General features: G+C 70.7%; 13 protein-coding genes. 8 read left to right on the top strand and 5 right to left on the bottom strand.

What is annotated here, in order from left to right; genetic code table 11:
- Positions 1 to 40: 40 nt before the first annotated feature.
- The 5 genes from sdhD to ABTY56_RS05030 form a co-directional block, all read right to left on the bottom strand.
- Complete coding sequence (sdhD, locus tag ABTY56_RS05050; protein WP_350626680.1) at positions 41 to 532, bottom strand: succinate dehydrogenase, hydrophobic membrane anchor protein; 492 nt, start codon at positions 530 to 532, stop codon at positions 41 to 43.
- Positions 533 to 540: 8 nt separating this feature from the next.
- Entirely contained in the window at positions 541 to 921 is a 381-nt protein-coding gene (gene sdhC / locus ABTY56_RS05045) for a succinate dehydrogenase, cytochrome b556 subunit (RefSeq protein ID WP_074003919.1), read from the bottom strand.
- A 299-nt stretch (positions 922 to 1,220) separates the two neighbouring features.
- Complete coding sequence (locus ABTY56_RS05040; protein ID WP_063349045.1) at positions 1,221 to 1,706, bottom strand: 2-oxo-4-hydroxy-4-carboxy-5-ureidoimidazoline decarboxylase; 486 nt, start codon at positions 1,704 to 1,706, stop codon at positions 1,221 to 1,223.
- Positions 1,707 to 2,003: 297 nt separating this feature from the next.
- Entirely contained in the window at positions 2,004 to 3,650 is a 1,647-nt protein-coding gene (locus ABTY56_RS05035) for an alpha/beta hydrolase (protein ID WP_350626677.1), read from the bottom strand.
- Positions 3,651 to 3,716: 66 nt separating this feature from the next.
- The gene (locus tag ABTY56_RS05030; protein WP_350626675.1) at positions 3,717 to 4,472 is read right to left on the bottom strand and encodes an SDR family oxidoreductase; all 756 of its coding nucleotides are present in this window, start codon (positions 4,470 to 4,472) and stop codon (positions 3,717 to 3,719) included.
- A 113-nt stretch (positions 4,473 to 4,585) separates the two neighbouring features.
- Here ABTY56_RS05030 and ABTY56_RS05025 point away from each other — a divergent pair, with 113 nt between their 5' ends.
- The 8 genes from ABTY56_RS05025 (at position 4,586) to ABTY56_RS04990 (ending at position 15,022) form a co-directional block, all read left to right on the top strand.
- Positions 4,586 to 6,175 (top strand): acyl-CoA mutase large subunit family protein, encoded by a 1,590-nt coding sequence (locus tag ABTY56_RS05025; RefSeq protein WP_350626673.1) that lies wholly within the window; start codon positions 4,586 to 4,588, stop codon positions 6,173 to 6,175.
- A 212-nt stretch (positions 6,176 to 6,387) separates the two neighbouring features.
- The gene (locus ABTY56_RS05020) at positions 6,388 to 7,641 is read left to right on the top strand and encodes an amidohydrolase (protein ID WP_350626671.1); all 1,254 of its coding nucleotides are present in this window, start codon (positions 6,388 to 6,390) and stop codon (positions 7,639 to 7,641) included.
- A 256-nt stretch (positions 7,642 to 7,897) separates the two neighbouring features.
- Positions 7,898 to 8,956, top strand: a complete 1,059-nt coding sequence (locus ABTY56_RS05015; protein ID WP_350626669.1) for a BMP family lipoprotein — start codon at positions 7,898 to 7,900, stop codon at positions 8,954 to 8,956.
- 347 nt (positions 8,957 to 9,303) lie between these two features.
- Entirely contained in the window at positions 9,304 to 10,827 is a 1,524-nt protein-coding gene (locus ABTY56_RS05010; protein ID WP_502893032.1) for an ABC transporter ATP-binding protein, read from the top strand.
- A 4-nt stretch (positions 10,828 to 10,831) separates the two neighbouring features.
- The gene (locus ABTY56_RS05005; RefSeq protein ID WP_350626667.1) at positions 10,832 to 11,986 is read left to right on the top strand and encodes an ABC transporter permease; all 1,155 of its coding nucleotides are present in this window, start codon (positions 10,832 to 10,834) and stop codon (positions 11,984 to 11,986) included.
- A complete protein-coding gene (locus tag ABTY56_RS05000) occupies positions 11,983 to 13,248 on the top strand; it encodes an ABC transporter permease (protein WP_350626665.1) in 1,266 nt (421 codons plus the stop codon). The genes ABTY56_RS05005 and ABTY56_RS05000 overlap by 4 nt, the downstream gene beginning before the upstream one ends.
- Entirely contained in the window at positions 13,245 to 13,637 is a 393-nt protein-coding gene (locus ABTY56_RS04995) for a cytidine deaminase (RefSeq protein ID WP_350626663.1), read from the top strand. The genes ABTY56_RS05000 and ABTY56_RS04995 overlap by 4 nt, the downstream gene beginning before the upstream one ends.
- Before the next feature lie 107 nt (positions 13,638 to 13,744).
- Entirely contained in the window at positions 13,745 to 15,022 is a 1,278-nt protein-coding gene (locus ABTY56_RS04990; protein WP_350626661.1) for a thymidine phosphorylase, read from the top strand.
- Positions 15,023 to 15,104 lie beyond the last annotated feature (82 nt).

The raw sequence follows: 15,104 nt of genomic DNA, 5'->3' as shown, positions 1-15,104 counted from the left end.
TCGCCTCTGGCCTCTGCCGATGGTCGATGGTGCTCGCGGCTCAGATGTTGGGGTCGAAGGTGAAGATCACCAGGGTGCCCAGCAGCACGGTGAAGACCGTGGCGGTACCCATGAGTCCCTTGAGCCAGAGCCGGGTCGAGTCCTTCTCGGCGTAGTCGTTGATGACCTGACGCATGCCGTTGGCGCCGTGCAGCATGGCGAGCCACAGCATCAGCAGGTCCCAGCCCTGCCAGAACGGCGAGGCCCAGCGGCCGGCCACGAAGGCGAAGCCGATCTTGGAGACGCCACCGTCGAGGATCAGCATGATGATCAGGTGGCCGAGGATCAGGGCGACCAGGACGATGCCGGACAGGCGCATGAAGAGCCAGGCCAGCATCTCGAAGTTGGTGCGGGTGCGGCGCGGGGTCTTCTTGGTCCGCTGGCGCGGCGGCTCGATGACGAACGCGTCGGCCGGGTTGCCGGTGCCGAGGCCCTTGCCCGTGTGCGCCTGCTTGGAGGGGACGACGAGGGCGTCGGAGATTTCCGTGCTCATGTGTCAGCTCACTTCCCGAACCAGGAGATCAGCGTGTGCTGCAGGATCCCGTAGAAGGAGCCGGCCATCAGCACGACCCAGACGCCGACGACGGACCAGAGCATCTGCTTCTGGTACTTGGGTCCCTTGGACCAGAAGTCCACCGCGACGACGCGCAGGCCGTTCAGGGCGTGGAACAGGATGGCGGCCACCAGGCCGTACTCCATCAGGTTCACGAGGGGAGTCTTGTACGTCTGGATGACGGTGTCGTAGGACTCCGGCGACACTCGCACCAGAGCGGTGTCCAGGACATGGGCGAACAGGAAGAAGAAGATGAGGACGCCGGTGACTCGATGAGCCACCCAGCTCCACATGCCTTCCCGGCCGCGGTACAGCGTTCCAGCCGGCACGGAAAAACCCTCCGGAAGCGATTGGGGGCTCGGCCGGCTTCGGTGTCGGTCAGCCCGGCCGGGTACGGTCCACCGGCCGCGAGCATCCTATCGACGCCTTCTCGCGTGCCGCCTCCGGGGGCCCCAGGTGTGATCAATCAGGCACTTCTGGCCTAGTGGGGCGGGAACCAAACCACGGTTCGCCACTCCGGGTCACCGAATGACCGCGCCCCGCGTCGATGGACGCGGGGCGCGAGGCTCGGGTTCATCCGTACGGGTGATTCACCCGCACGGATGAAGGAGGGGCGCGGCGGCCGGCGTCAGCGGGCTCCGGCCTCCGAGTGGGTGGCGACCAGGTGCTCCAGCCGGGTGAGGGCGATCCGGCGGAGCTCGTCCGCGGCGATCAGCCGCTCCTCGTCCGGGTCGTTGGCCAGGCGGGTGCGGATGGAGGAGAGCACGGTGTCGAGCATCTCCTCCGGGGCGACGCCCTCCAGGCAGACCACGAAGACGTGGCCGAACCGGGCCTCGTACGCGGCGTGCGCCGCCCGCAGCGCGGTGTGCGCGGCCTGGCTGCCGGGGGCCCGCATGCCGAGCAGTGGCTGCGGCATCCAGCTCTCGTCCGCCAGCGCCTCGGCGAGGTCGGCCGGGCGGAGGTCGTAGGAGGCCTCGCTGGCGGCGGCCAGCAGGGACTCTATGTCGGGGTACGGCCGGTGCGCGGTGAGCCGCAGGGCCCAGCGGTGGCTGCCGCAGCAGGCCAGCAGGGCCTCCTCGGCGGCGCCGGCGTCGGCCTCGTTGAAGCGGTGCAACCCGAGGAGGGTCGGCTCTGTTCTGACGTCGAGCCGCTGTGACGGGATGTCGCTGGCCAGCGGGTCCTCCTCGTGAGGGCGGGAAGGTGCCGGTGAGATGGGCTGGTGGGGCAGGTGAAGTATGGGGCTGCGGAGAGGCGCTCGGGCGCCGGTCGGGCAGCGCCTCAAAGGTAGTTGAGCTGTCATCAGTTGGGGAGGGCGCGCGCCGAATTCATCCGGACGAGCTATCAAGTTGTGACGTTGACACCTTTGTGTCAGCGCCCTCCCCGCGTTCATCTGCTAATCGGCACGCCGGGCTCAGGTGCAGCGGGTGCCCGCGGCCGGCATGGTGCCCTCGGTCAGGTAGGCCTCCATGGCCCGGTCGATGCAGGTGTTGCCCTTGCCGAAGGCGCCGTGGCCCTCGCCGACCCGGGTGAGCAGGGTGGCGTTGGCGAAGCCCTTGGCCAGGGACTCGGCCGAGGCGTACGGGGTGGCCGGGTCGCCGGTGGAGCCGACCACCAGGATCGGGGCGCTGCCCTCGGCCCGGATGGTGTGCGGCTTCTCCTGGGTCTTGAACGGCCAGTAGGCGCAGCCGGGCTCGCTGTAGTCGTCCACCGTGACGCCCTTGGACAGCAGCGGTGCCTCGGCGAGCAGCCGGTCCACCGCGGCCTTGGCGTGCTCGGGGGTGGGCGCCGGACGGGCGGCGTCGGCGCAGCTGATCGCGCCGTTGGCCTCCTCCATGGGGCTGTAGTGGCCGTTCTCGTCGCGGCCGTTGTAGTCGTCGGCGAAGGCCAGCAGCAGGTCGCCGCGCTTCATGTTCATCGCCATGCCGAGGCCGACCCGCAGGTACTTCCAGGAGGTCTTCTCGTCGCCGTAGAGCATCTGGATGGTGCCGGTCCAGGCCAGGTCGCGGCCGAGCTTGCGGCCGTCCTTCGCGGTCAGCGGGCTGTCGTGCAGGCCGTCCAGGAAGTCGGCGGCCTTCTTGGCGGCGGCGGCCTTGTCCTTGCCGAGCGGGCACTCGTCGGCGTGGTTCTCGACGCAGTCGGCGGCGAAGCGCTCGAAGGACTTCTCGAAGCCGACCTGCTGGTCCACGCCGTGGTCCAGGGTGTCCTGGGCGGGGTCGACGGCGCCGTCCAGGATCAGCCGGCCGGTGTTCTGCGGGAACTCCTCGGCGTAGAGGGCGCCGAGGTAGGTGCCGTAGGAGATGCCCAGGTAGTCGAGCTTCTTGTCGCCGACGACGGCGCGCAGCACGTCGAGGTCGCGGGCGGTGTTGCGGGTGCCGACGAAGGGCAGCAGCTTGCCGGACCTGGCCTGGCAGGCGGCGGCGTGGTCGGTGGACTGCCTGATGTGCGCGGCCTTGCGCTCGGCCGGGTCGAGCGGTTCGTCCTGCTGCTCGGCGGCGTCGTGCTGCTTGTCGTCGTAGCAGACGACCGGCGAGCTGCCGCCGGTGCCGCGGGGGTCGAAGCCGATCACGTCGAAGCGGTCGTGCAGGGTGCCGACGAAGTCCTTGGCGCCGTACTCGACCATCTCGACGCCGGAGCCGCCGGGGCCGCCCGGGTTGACCATCAGCGAGCCGATCCGCTGGTCCGGCTTGGCGGCCGGGTACTTGATCAGCGCGAGGTCGATCGCGTCGGCGGCGGGATCGGCGTAGTCGAGCGGGACGTGCAGCTTGCCGCACTTCATCCCGGAGGTGTCGATCTTGGCCTTCTCGGCCTGGGGGTCGGCCGGGCAGGCCGCCCAGGTGATCTGCTGGCCGTAGAAGGGCTTGAGCGCCGGGTCGGCCTCGCCGGTGGCCCTGGCGGTCGCCGCCGGGGTGCCCCCGACGCCGGTGGCGGGCGCGGAGGTGCCGGCGGCGTGGTCCTGGGCCGGCTTGGCGGTGTCGTCGCAGGCGGTGGCGAGGAGGAGGGTGCCTGCCGCCAGGACGGTCAGCAGGACGCGTGGGCGGGCGGCCCGGAAGGTTCTCATCGGACGTGTGTACCACTGGGTGGTGACGCGTTCGATCAGTGCCCCCGGGCGCCCGCCCGGCCCGGATCAGCCCCGGTGGACCTTGTGGTTGGCGGCCTGCGCCCGGGGGCGGACCACCAGCAGGTCGATGTTCACGTGCGAGGGCCGGGTGACCGTCCAGGCCACGGTGTCGGCGATGTCCTCGGACGTCAGCGGCTCGGCCACGCCCGCGTACACCGCGGCCGCCTTCTCCTCGTCGCCGCGGAAGCGGGTGACCGCGAAGCCCTCGGACTTCACCATGCCGGGCGCGATCTCGATCACCCGGATCGGCTCCCCGCACAGCTCCAGCCGCAGGGTGGCCGCGATGGTGTGCGCGGCGTGCTTGGCGGCGACGTACCCGCCGCCGCCCTCGTACGCGGCCAGCGCGGCGGTCGAGGAGAGCACCAGCACCGTGCCGTCGCCGGTGGCCCGCAGGGCCGGCAGCAGTGCCTGCGTCATGTGCAGCACGCCGAGCACGTTCACCTCGTACATCGCCCGCCAGTCGGCCGGGTCGCCGTGCTCGACCGTCTCGGCGCCTATCGCGCCGCCGGCGTTGTTCACCAGGACGTCCACCCGGCCGACCTCGGCCGCGAAGGCGTCCACGGCGGCCCGGTCGGTGACGTCCACGGTGACCGCCCGCGCCGAACCGCCCCGGTCGACGATCTCCTTGGCCAGCGCCTCGATCCGCTCGGTGCGGCGGGCGGTCACCACCACGTCGAAGCCCTCGGCCGCCAGCCGGCGGGCGGTCGCCGCGCCGATTCCGCTGCTGGCACCGGTGACCACGGCCACCTTCTGCTCGGTCATTGCCACTCCCTGGGGCTCATCGGTCGTTCACCCGATCATCTCAACCGCGTCGGCGCCCCGGCGGCCAGGCCATAGATTGCGAGGACAGCGCCCGCCGATCCCTGGAGGGACCCATGGCAGCCGAGCCGCGCCGCGCCGAGTCGGGATTCGACCTCGAACCGCTGTACGGGCCCGAGGCGCTGGCCGGCTGGGACCCCGGAGCCCGGCTGGGCCGCCCGGGGGAGTACCCGTACACCCGGGGCGTCTACCCGACGATGTACACCGGCCGGCCCTGGACGATGCGCCAGTACGCGGGCTTCGGCACCGCCGTCGAGTCCAACGCCCGCTACCGGCAGCTGATCGCGGGCGGCGGCACCGGCCTGTCGGTCGCCTTCGACCTGCCGACCCAGATGGGCTACGACTCGGACGCCCCGCTCGCGGCCGGGGAGGTCGGCAAGGTGGGCGTGGCGGTGGACAGCGTCGAGGACATGGCGGTGCTGTTCGACGGCATCCCGCTCGGCGAGGTGTCCACCTCGATGACCATCAACGCGCCCGCCGCCCTGCTCCTGCTCCTCTACCAGCTGGTCGGCGAGGCCAGGGGCGTGGCGCCGGCCTCGCTCACCGGCACGGTCCAGAACGACGTGCTGAAGGAGTACATCGCCCGCGGCACGTACATCTTCCCGCCGCAGCCCTCGCTGCGGCTGGTCGCCGACGTGTTCCGGTACTGCCGTGCCGAGATCCCGCGCTGGAACACCATCTCCATCTCCGGCTACCACATGGCCGAGGCCGGGGCCGACCCGGCGCAGGAGATCGCCTTCACCCTGGCCAACGGCATCGCCTACGTCCGGACCGCGATCGCCGCCGGGATGGCCGTGGACGACTTCGCGCCCCGACTCTCGTTCTTCTTCGTGGCCCGGACGACGCTCCTGGAGGAAGTGGCCAAGTTCCGTGCCGCGCGCAGGATCTGGGCCGGAGTCATGCGCGATGAGTTCGGTGCGCGGGACCCGCGCTCGCAGATGCTGCGTTTCCACACCCAGACCGCCGGGGTGCAGCTCACGGCCCAGCAGCCCGAGGTCAACCTGGCCAGGGTCACCGTGCAGGCGCTCGCCGCGGTGTTCGGCGGCACCCAGTCGCTGCACACGAACAGCTACGACGAGGCGATCGCGCTGCCCACCGAGAAGGCGGCCAGACTCGCCCTGCGCACCCAGCAGGTGCTCGCCCACGAGACCGACGTGACCGCCACCGTCGACCCCTTCGCCGGGTCGTACGCCATCGAGTCGCTCACCGACGGGGTGGAGGCCGCCGCGCTGGCCCTGATGGCCCGGATCGAGGACCGGGGTGGTGCGGTGGCCGCGATCGAGCAGGGCTTCCAGAAGGCCGAGATCGAGCGCACCGCCTACCGTGTCCAGCAGGAGACCGACTCCGGCGAGCGGACCGTGGTCGGCGTCAACCGTTTCCGGCTGGACGCGGAGGAGCCGTACCAGCCGCTGCGGGTGGACCCGGCGATCGAGCGGCAGCAGGCCGGACGGCTGGCCCGGCTGCGGGCCGAGCGCTCCGCCGGCGCCGTCACCCGGGCGCTGGACGGGCTGCGCCGCACCGCCGAGGGGACCGGGAACGTGCTGTACCCGATGAAGGAGGCGCTGGCCGCCCGGGCCACCGTCGGAGAGGTGTGCGACGCGCTGCGCGGCGTGTGGGGGACGTACGCCCCGGTGGAGCGCTTCTGACCACCGCCTGAACGGCCGTCAACGTCCGGGTTCCGTCAAGGAAGTGGCGGCCGTGACCACCGGCCCGGGTGATCGTTGCACAGGGCAAGCAACCCGGGGAAGGCGGCTGAAACGAGATGTCATACCCACCTGTCCGGCCGGTATGCGCCCATCCGGGCACTAATTTTCCGGAAGTCGGGCCAAATCCCCCCAACAGGCCTACGATTGGCGAGATGAACCGTCCTGAGCCCGCTCAGCCGGGCGCCACTCTCGCTGCCGCACGCCCCGCCGCCGACCTGCGCGACCGGGTGGGGGCACTGGAGCCCGAGCTGATCGCCTTCCGCCGTGATCTGCACCGGCACCCGGAGCTTGGCCGCCAGGAGTTCCGCACCACCGGACTGCTGCGCGACCGGCTGGTGGCGGCCGGACTCGAACCCCGGGTGCTGCCCGGCGGCACCGGCCTGCTCGTCGACATCGTCCCGGCCGGCACCGCCCCGGGCGCCGAGTTCCTGGCCTTCCGCGCCGACATCGACGCGCTGCCGATCGACGACGCCAAGACCGACGTGCCGTACCGCTCGACCGTCCCCGGCCGGGCCCACGCCTGCGGCCACGACGTCCACACCGCGGTGGTGCTCGGCGCCGGCCTGGTGCTGGCCGAGGCCGCCCGCACCGGCGAGCTGCGCCGCCCGGTCCGGCTGGTCTTCCAGCCGGCCGAGGAGGTCATGCCGGGCGGAGCGCTGGACGTGATCAAGGCCGGCGGGATGGACGGCGTCGGCCGGATCTTCGCGGTGCACTGCGACCCGAAGGTGGAGGTCGGCCGGATCGCCCTGCGCACCGGGGCGATCACCTCGGCCTGCGACCGCCTGGTGCTGCACCTGGACGGCCCCGGTGGGCACACCGCCCGCCCGCACCTGACCACCGACCTGGTGACCGCGGTGGCCCGGATGGCCGCCGACCTCCCCGGCGCCCTGGCCCGCCGGATGGACCCGCGCTGGGGCGTCAGTCTGGTCTGGGGCCGGATCGCCTCCGGCTCCGCGCCCAACGTCATCCCGCAGCACGCCGAGCTGGAGGGCACCGTCCGCTGCCTGGAGCTGGACGGCTGGCGCGAGGCGCCGGACCTGCTGCACGAGCTGATCGCCAAGCTCAGTGAGACCTACCGGGCCAAGTGGACGCTGGACTACCACCGCGGGGTGCCGCCGGTGGTCAACGAGGCGGTCTCGGTCGCGCGGCTGGACGAGGTGATGAACGCGCGGTTCGGCCGGGACGGCCGACAGGTGGTGGAGGGCACCGAGCAGAGCCTCGGCGGGGAGGACTTCTCCTGGTACCTGGAGCACGCCCCGGGCGCGCTGGCCCGGCTGGGCGTCCGCGTCCCCGGCGACACCACCGTCCGTGACCTGCACCAGGGTCGGTTCGACGTGGACGAGCGGGCGATCGGCATCGGGGCCGAGCTGTTCGCGGCGCTGGCCCTGGAGGCGGACGGCGACTGAGGGCGCAGCCGCGGGTCGGCAGCCGACACGTGCGCGGGTTTGTCGGGATTCGGGGTTCGGTGGCGGTTCCGTAAACTGGGCCCCACCAACCTCGGACCACCGTCCGCGTAACGGGAAAGGGCCTCGGGACAGGCATCAGACCACGGTTTGATAACAACCCGAATGCTCTGGCACCCCGTAACACAACCGTGTTCTACGCGCGTTACGGTGGCGTCCGACCACGCCAAACGGTTGCGTGTTAGAAGGAGATACTCCCTTGCGCCGTTCAATGAAGCTCGCCGCGGTTGTGCTCTCGGGTTCCCTGGGCATGGCCTCGCTCGCCGCTTGCGGCGCAAAGAGCAACGACACCACCTCCTCCTCCGGCTCCGGCGACGGTTCGCTGAAGGTCGGTATGGCCTACGACATCGGTGGCCGTGGCGACCAGTCGTTCAACGACTCCGCCGCCCGTGGTCTCGACAAGGCCAAGTCCGACCTCGGTGTCTCCGTCACCGAGGCCGAGGCCAAGCAGGGCGAGGCCGAGGCCGACAAGGAGACCCGCCTCAAGAACCTGGTCGACGCCGGCTACAAGACCATCATCGCGGTCGGCTTCGTCTACCAGCCGGCGGTCAACAAGGTCGCCAAGGACAACCCGAACGTCAAGTTCGCGATCATCGACTCGAACGACAAGGACCAGCCGGCCAACGTCACCTCGCTGCTCTTCGCCGAGCAGGAGGGTTCGTACCTCGCCGGTGTCGCCGCTGCGAACAAGTCGAAGGCCCACCACATCGGCTTCATCGGTGGTGTGCAGTCCGAGCTGATCAAGAAGTTCGAGGCCGGTTACAAGGCGGGCGCCAAGTCCGTGGACCCGAACATCCAGATCGAGACCACGTACCTCACCACCCCGCCGGACTTCTCGGGCTTCTCCTCCCCGGACAAGGGTAAGGAGGCCGCCCAGGGCCAGCTCGACAAGGGCGCGGACGTCATCTACGCCGCCGCCGGTTCCTCCGGCAACGGCTCGATCGAGGCCGTCGCCAACGCCGGCAAGCTGGCCATCGGTGTCGACTCCGACCAGGCCAGCCAGCCGGCCCTGGCGAAGTACAAGAACAGCATCCTGACCTCGATGGTCAAGAACGTCGACAACGCGGTGTACTCGTACATCGACTCGGTCAAGAAGGGCCAGAACCCGACCGGGATCAAGCTCTTCGACCTGAAGGCCGACGGTGTCTCGCTCGCCACGACCGGTGGCAAGATCGACGACATCCAGTCGCAGCTGAAGGCCGCCGCCGACGCGATCAAGAGCGGCGCCACCACCATCCCGACCGCGCCGGCCCAGTAAGGACCGCGCGTCTCGGACGCGACAGCGCCTGCCGCCTGCCCGGCAGCGCGATGATCGACACAGTTCACGGGAGGGGCCCGGCAGGGTGCGCTCAACGCGTACCCCCGGGCCCCTTCCGTCCCCCCGGTTCCCCCCCTTGGCCCTCCGAGCGCAACGACGCGCCTCCAGACCACCAGGAGATCGCCATCACCGCATCCGACCCCGTCCCCCTGCGCAAGGACGGCACCCCCAGCGCGGGGACGGCGACATCGGCCGTCGAACTGCGCGGCATCACCAAGCGCTTCCCCGGTGTCGTGGCCAACCACGACATCAACCTCACCGTTCGCACCGGCACCGTGCACGCCCTGATGGGCGAGAACGGCGCCGGCAAGTCGACGCTGATGAAGATCCTCTACGGCATGCAGAAGCCGGACGAGGGCACCATCGCGATCAACGGCGAGCTGTGCGAGTTCAACACGCCCGGCGACGCGATCGACCGGGGCATCGGCATGGTGCACCAGCACTTCATGCTCGCCGACAACCTCACCGTGTGGGAGAACGTCGTCCTCGGCGGCGAGAAGATCCACGGCATCGGTGCCAAGGCGAAGGCGAAGATCAAGGAGATCTCCGACCAGTACGGCCTGGGCGTGCGCCCGGACGCCCTGGTCGAGGACCTCGGCGTCGCCGACCGCCAGCGCGTCGAGATCCTCAAGGTGCTGTACCGCGGCGCCAAGATCCTGATCCTCGACGAGCCCACGGCCGTCCTCGTCCCGCAGGAGGTCGACGCGCTGTTCGACAACCTGCGCGAGCTCAAGTCCGAGGGCGTCACCGTCATCTTCATCTCGCACAAGCTGCACGAGGTGCTGGCGGTGGCCGACGCGATCAGCGTCATCCGTCGCGGCACCACGGTCGGCGACGCCGACCCCAAGGCCGTCACCGCCCGCCAGCTCGCCGAGATGATGGTCGGCGCCGAGCTGCCCTCCCCGGAGACCCGCGAGTCGACGGTCACCACGACCGAGATGCTCGACGTCAAGGACCTGCGGATCGCCAAGACCGACGCCGAGGGCATCGAGCGCGTCGTCCTGGACGACATCTCGCTGCGCATCCACAAGGGCGAGATCCTCGGCATCGCCGGCGTCGAGGGCAACGGCCAGGCCGAACTGGTCGAGGCCATCATGGGCATGCTGCCCCTGGACGGCGGCACCGTCACCCTGGACGGCAAGAACCTCTCCGGCACCCTGACCCGGGCCCGCCGCGAGGCCGGCATCGGCTACATCCCCGAGGACCGCCACAAGCACGGCCTGCTGCTGGAGGCCCCGCTCTGGGAGAACCGCATCCTCGGCCACGTCACCGAGGCGCCCAACTCCGTCGGCGTGCTGCTGAACCCGTCCGCCGCGCGGGTGGACACCCAGCGGATCGTCGAGGAGTTCGACGTCCGCACCCCCGGCATCGAGGTCACCGCGGCCTCGCTCTCCGGCGGCAACCAGCAGAAGCTGATCATCGGCCGCGAGATGAGCCACCAGCCCAAGCTGCTGATCGCCGCGCACCCCACCCGCGGTGTCGACGTCGGCGCGCAGGCCCAGATCTGGGAGCACATCCGGGTCGCCCAGCGGGCCGGCCTCGCCGTCCTGCTGATCTCCGCCGACCTGGACGAGCTGATCGGGCTCTCCGACACCATCCGGGTCATCTACCGCGGCCGCCTGGTCGCCGACGCCGACCCGGCCACCGTGACCGCCGAGGACCTGGGCACCGCGATGACCGGTGCCGCCAGCGGCCACATCGAGTCCGAGCCGGAGGCCGTCGCCGAGGCGCACGCCGTCGCCGCCGAGGGCACCGAGGCCGAGGGCACCGACCCGTCCGACACCGCCGACGACCCGCAGGCGGGGGAGTAACCACATGACCAGTCCCAACCCCGCCGTCAAGCGCAGCCTGACGCAGCGGATCAGCGGTGAGCGGATCGTGCTCGCACTGGCGGCGCCGGTGCTCGCGGTCCTGCTCTCCGTCGCGATCTGCTCCGTCCTGCTGGCGACCTCGGGCAAGAACCCGTTCGACGCGTGGAACGTGATGATCACGTACGCCACCAAGTCGGACGGCCAGGTGGCCATCCTCAACCGCTCCACCACCTACTACCTGGCCGCCGCGGCCGCCGCGTTCGGGTTCCGGATGAACCTGTTCAACATCGGTGTCGAGGGCCAGTACAAGGTCGCGGCGCTGTTCGCGGCCTACGTCGGTGCGCAGGTCGACCTGCCGGCCTTCATCCAGATCCCGCTGCTGCTGGTCACCGCCATGCTGGTCGGCGGCCTGTACGCGAGCATCGCCGGTCTGCTGAAGGTCCTGCGCGGCGTCAGCGAGGTCATCTCGACCATCATGCTGAACGCCATCGCGATCGCGATCGTCGGTCTGCTGCTCGTCCCGGGCGTCTTCGCGCCGAAGGTGAGCGGCACCAGCAACTCGATCCAGACCGAGCCGATCTCCCAGTCGAGCCACTTCTTCGCGATCCAGACGGACGGCGGCCCGCTCTGGGGCTTCATCTTCATCGCCATCCTGGTCGGCGTGGTCTTCCAGTTCGTGCTGACCCGCACCCGCTTCGGCTTCGACCTGCGCGCCACCGGCCGCTCGGAGTCCGCCGCGACCGCCTCCGGCGTGAACGTCAAGCGCATGATCGTCATCTCGATGGTGGTCTCCGGTGCGATCGCCGGTCTGATCGGCCTGCCCGAGCTGCTGCAGAACTCCTTCTACTACGGGCAGACCTTCCAGCAGAACCTGGGCTTCCTGGGCATCTCGATCGCCCTGCTGGGCCGGAACAGCCCGATCGGCATGGCCTTCGCGGCCGTGCTGTTCGCCTTCCTGGACGCCACCGGTGCCCAGCTGCCGCTCCAGGGCGGCTTCCCGTCCGAGATCGTCTCGGTCATGCAGGGCACCATCGTCATCTGCGTCGTCGTCGCGTACGAGCTGGTGCGCCGCTACGGCCTGACGCGCCAGCAGAAGAAGGTCGGCGAGCAGCTCGCCGCCCAGCTCGCGGCCGCTGAGAAGAAGGAGGTGTCGGCGTGAGCACGGCTACCGCTGCTCGTCCCAAGGCGCCGGGCGCGCCTGCGAAGAAGCACAAGCTGTCCTGGCCGGTCGTCCTGCTCCTGATCGCGGGCGCCCTGGTGCTGTTCTCCGCCGTGGGCATGGCCACCGGCAACCACTCGCTGACCTCCTCCGGTCAGGTCACCGCCGCGCTCAGCGCCGCCGTGCCGATCGGCATGGCCGGTCTCGGCGGTCTCTGGTCCGAGCGGGCCGGTGTGGTCAACATCGGCCTCGAAGGCATGATGGTCGCCGGCACCTTCTGCGGTGCCTGGGCCGGCTACCTGGTCAACCCGTGGGTCGGCCTGCTGGCCGGTATGGCCGGCGGCGCGCTCGGCGGTCTGCTGCACGCGGTCATCACGGTCACCTTCGGCGTCGACCACATCGTCTCCGGTGTCGGCATCAACCTGCTGATCCCCGGTATCTGCGCGTACGTCAACCGGATCTACTACAAGGACTACGTCTCGGTCGGTGCCGGCCAGAACCAGTCCCCGCCGGCGGACCCGCTGCCCTACATCACGATCCCGGGGCTGTCCTCGGGTCTGAAGGACATCGAGAACCACCACTGGTTCTTCGTCTCGGACGTCGCGGGCGTGCTCGGCGGCCTGGTCACCAACATCTCGGTGGTCGTGGTCCTGGCGGCCGCGCTGATCGTGGTCACCTACTTCGTGCTCTGGCGTACGGTGTTCGGTCTGCGGCTGCGCTCCTGCGGTGAGAACCCGACCGCCGCCGAGTCGCTGGGCGTCAACGTCTACAAGTACAAGTACCTGGCGGTCACCGCTTCCGGCGCCTTCGCGGGCCTCGGCGGTGCGTACCTCTCGCTGGTCGCCGCGCACTTCTACAAGGACGGCCAGACCCTCGGCCGAGGCTTCATCGGCCTCGCCGCGATGATCTTCGGCAACTGGATGCCGGGCGGTCTCGCCATGGGCGCCGGCCTGTTCGGCTTCACCGACAGCCTCCAGCTGCGCGACCCGGGGTCGGTGCACGTGCTGCTGCTGATCGTGGGCATCGCCATGGTGCTGCTCGCCCTGTGGCAGCTCTACCGGCGCAAGTACACCGCGACGGTGATCTCGCTCGTCGTCGCCGGCGGCATGATCGCCTGGTACTCGCTGACCGACGAGGTGCAGCGTCCGCTGATCGTCGCCACGCCGTACGTGATCACCCTGGTGGTGCTCTCGCTGGCGTCGCAGCGCCTGCGTCCGCCGAAGGCCGACGGCCAGATCTACCGCAAGGGCCAGGGCAAGTGACCGCCCCGGTGATCGAGTGGGAGCGGCTGCGCGAGGCGGCGCGCGAGGCGATGGGCCACGCGTACGCCCCGTACAGCAAGTTCCCGGTCGGCGCGGCCGCGCTGGTGGACGACGGCCGGGTGGTCACCGGCTGCAACGTCGAGAACGCCTCGTACGGGCTCGGGCTGTGCGCCGAGTGCGGGCTGGTGTCCGCGCTGCACGCCACCGGTGGCGGGCGGCTGACCGCGTTCACCTGCGTGGACGGTGCCGGTGAGCTGCTGATGCCGTGCGGGCGCTGCCGCCAGCTGCTGTACGAGCACGGCGGACCGGACCTGCTGATCGAGCTGCCCTCGGGCGTGAAGCCGATGAGCGAGGTCCTGCCCGACGCGTTCGGGCCGGAGCGGCTCTAGCCTCTCTGTTTGTTACGCGCGTAGAGTGTCGCGAGTGGGCCGGAACCCGGTCATCTCGCGGCACTCTTCGCATTTCATGCCTTTCTGAAACCCCTCTTGGAGCACGCATGGACGCCATCTCCGTCATCAGGACCAAGCGCGACCGCGGAGAGCTGAGCGACGCTCAGATCGACTGGGTCATCGACGCCTACACCCGCGGCGAGGTCGCCGACGAGCAGATGTCCGCGCTGGCCATGGCGATCCTGCTGAACGGCATGCAGTCGCGCGAGATCAGCCGCTGGACCGACGCCATGATCCGCTCCGGCGTCCGGATGGACTTCTCCTCGCTGCCGCTGCCCACCAGCGACAAGCACTCCACCGGCGGCGTCGGCGACAAGATCACCCTCCCGCTCGCCCCGCTGGTCGCCGCCTGCGGCGCCGCCGTCCCGCAGCTCTCCGGCCGCGGCCTCGGCCACACCGGCGGCACCCTGGACAAGCTGGAGTCCATCCCCGGCTGGCGCGCCCTGCTCTCCAACGAGGAGATGATGGACGTGCTGCGCGACGCGGGCGCGGTCATCTGCGCGGCCGGCGACGGCCTCGCCCCCGCCGACAAGAAGCTGTACGCGCTGCGCGACGTCACCGGCACCGTCGAGGCGATCCCGCTGATCGCCTCCTCGATCATGTCCAAGAAGATCGCCGAGGGCACCGGCGCGCTCGTCCTGGACGTCAAGGTCGGCTCCGGCGCGTTCATGAAGAACATCGACGACGCCCGCGAACTCGCCCGCACCATGGTGGGCCTGGGCACCACCGCCGGGGTCAACACCGTCGCCCTGCTCACCGACATGTCCACCCCGCTCGGCCTCACCGCCGGTAACGCGCTGGAGGTCCGCGAGTCGGTCGAGGTGCTGGCCGGCGGCGGCCCGGCCGACGTCGTCGAGCTCACCCTCGCGCTCGCCCGCGAGATGCTCGCCGCGGCCGGCGTGCACGGCAAGGACCCGGCGGACGCGCTGCGCGACGGCTCCGCGATGGACCACTGGCGCCGCATGATCGCCGCCCAGGGCGGCGACGTGGACGCCCCGCTCCCGGTCGCCCGTGAGCAGCACGTCATCCCCGCGCCCGCCTCCGGCGTGCTCACCGAGCTCGACGCGTACGCCGTCGGCGTCTGCGCCTGGCGCCTGGGCGCCGGCCGCGCCCGCAAGGAGGACCCGGTGCAGGCCGGCGCCGGCGTCGAGATGCACGCCAAGCCCGGCGACACCGTCGTGGCCGGCCAGCCCCTGCTGACCCTGCACACCGACACCCCGGAGCGCTACGACTACGCCATCGAGGCCCTGGCCGGCGGCATCACCGTCGCCCCCGAGGGCACGGCGTTCACCCCGAACCCGATCGTGCTGGACCGCATCGCCTGACCGTGGTCGGTGTCCTGCGGACGTGCGCTCAGGCGTACGTCCGCAGGAGACAGGGGTGGGGCGTGCACCGGCCCCCCGGGAT

The sequence above is a fragment of the Kitasatospora sp. NPDC097691 genome (genome assembly GCF_040302665.1).
Lineage (GTDB): Bacteria > Actinomycetota > Actinomycetes > Streptomycetales > Streptomycetaceae > Kitasatospora.
Note: the sequence above shows the minus strand (reverse complement) of the source record. Positions and strands in the feature narration are given on the sequence as shown.

Excerpts from the sequence above, each read along its gene's own strand:
- ABTY56_RS05020 (WP_350626671.1), top strand. The coding sequence starts at position 6,388 with ATGAACCGTCCTGAGCCCGCTCAGCCGGGCGCCACTCTCGCTGCCGCA.
- ABTY56_RS05030 (WP_350626675.1), bottom strand. The coding sequence starts at position 4,472 with ATGACCGAGCAGAAGGTGGCCGTGGTCACCGGTGCCAGCAGCGGAATC.
- sdhD (WP_350626680.1), bottom strand. The coding sequence starts at position 532 with ATGAGCACGGAAATCTCCGACGCCCTCGTCGTCCCCTCCAAGCAGGCG.
- ABTY56_RS04990 (WP_350626661.1), top strand. The coding sequence starts at position 13,745 with ATGGACGCCATCTCCGTCATCAGGACCAAGCGCGACCGCGGAGAGCTG.
- ABTY56_RS05025 (WP_350626673.1), top strand. The coding sequence starts at position 4,586 with ATGGCAGCCGAGCCGCGCCGCGCCGAGTCGGGATTCGACCTCGAACCG.
- ABTY56_RS05005 (WP_350626667.1), top strand. The coding sequence starts at position 10,832 with ATGACCAGTCCCAACCCCGCCGTCAAGCGCAGCCTGACGCAGCGGATC.
- ABTY56_RS05010 (WP_502893032.1), top strand. The coding sequence starts at position 9,304 with ATGGGCGAGAACGGCGCCGGCAAGTCGACGCTGATGAAGATCCTCTAC.
- ABTY56_RS05035 (WP_350626677.1), bottom strand. The coding sequence starts at position 3,650 with ATGAGAACCTTCCGGGCCGCCCGCCCACGCGTCCTGCTGACCGTCCTG.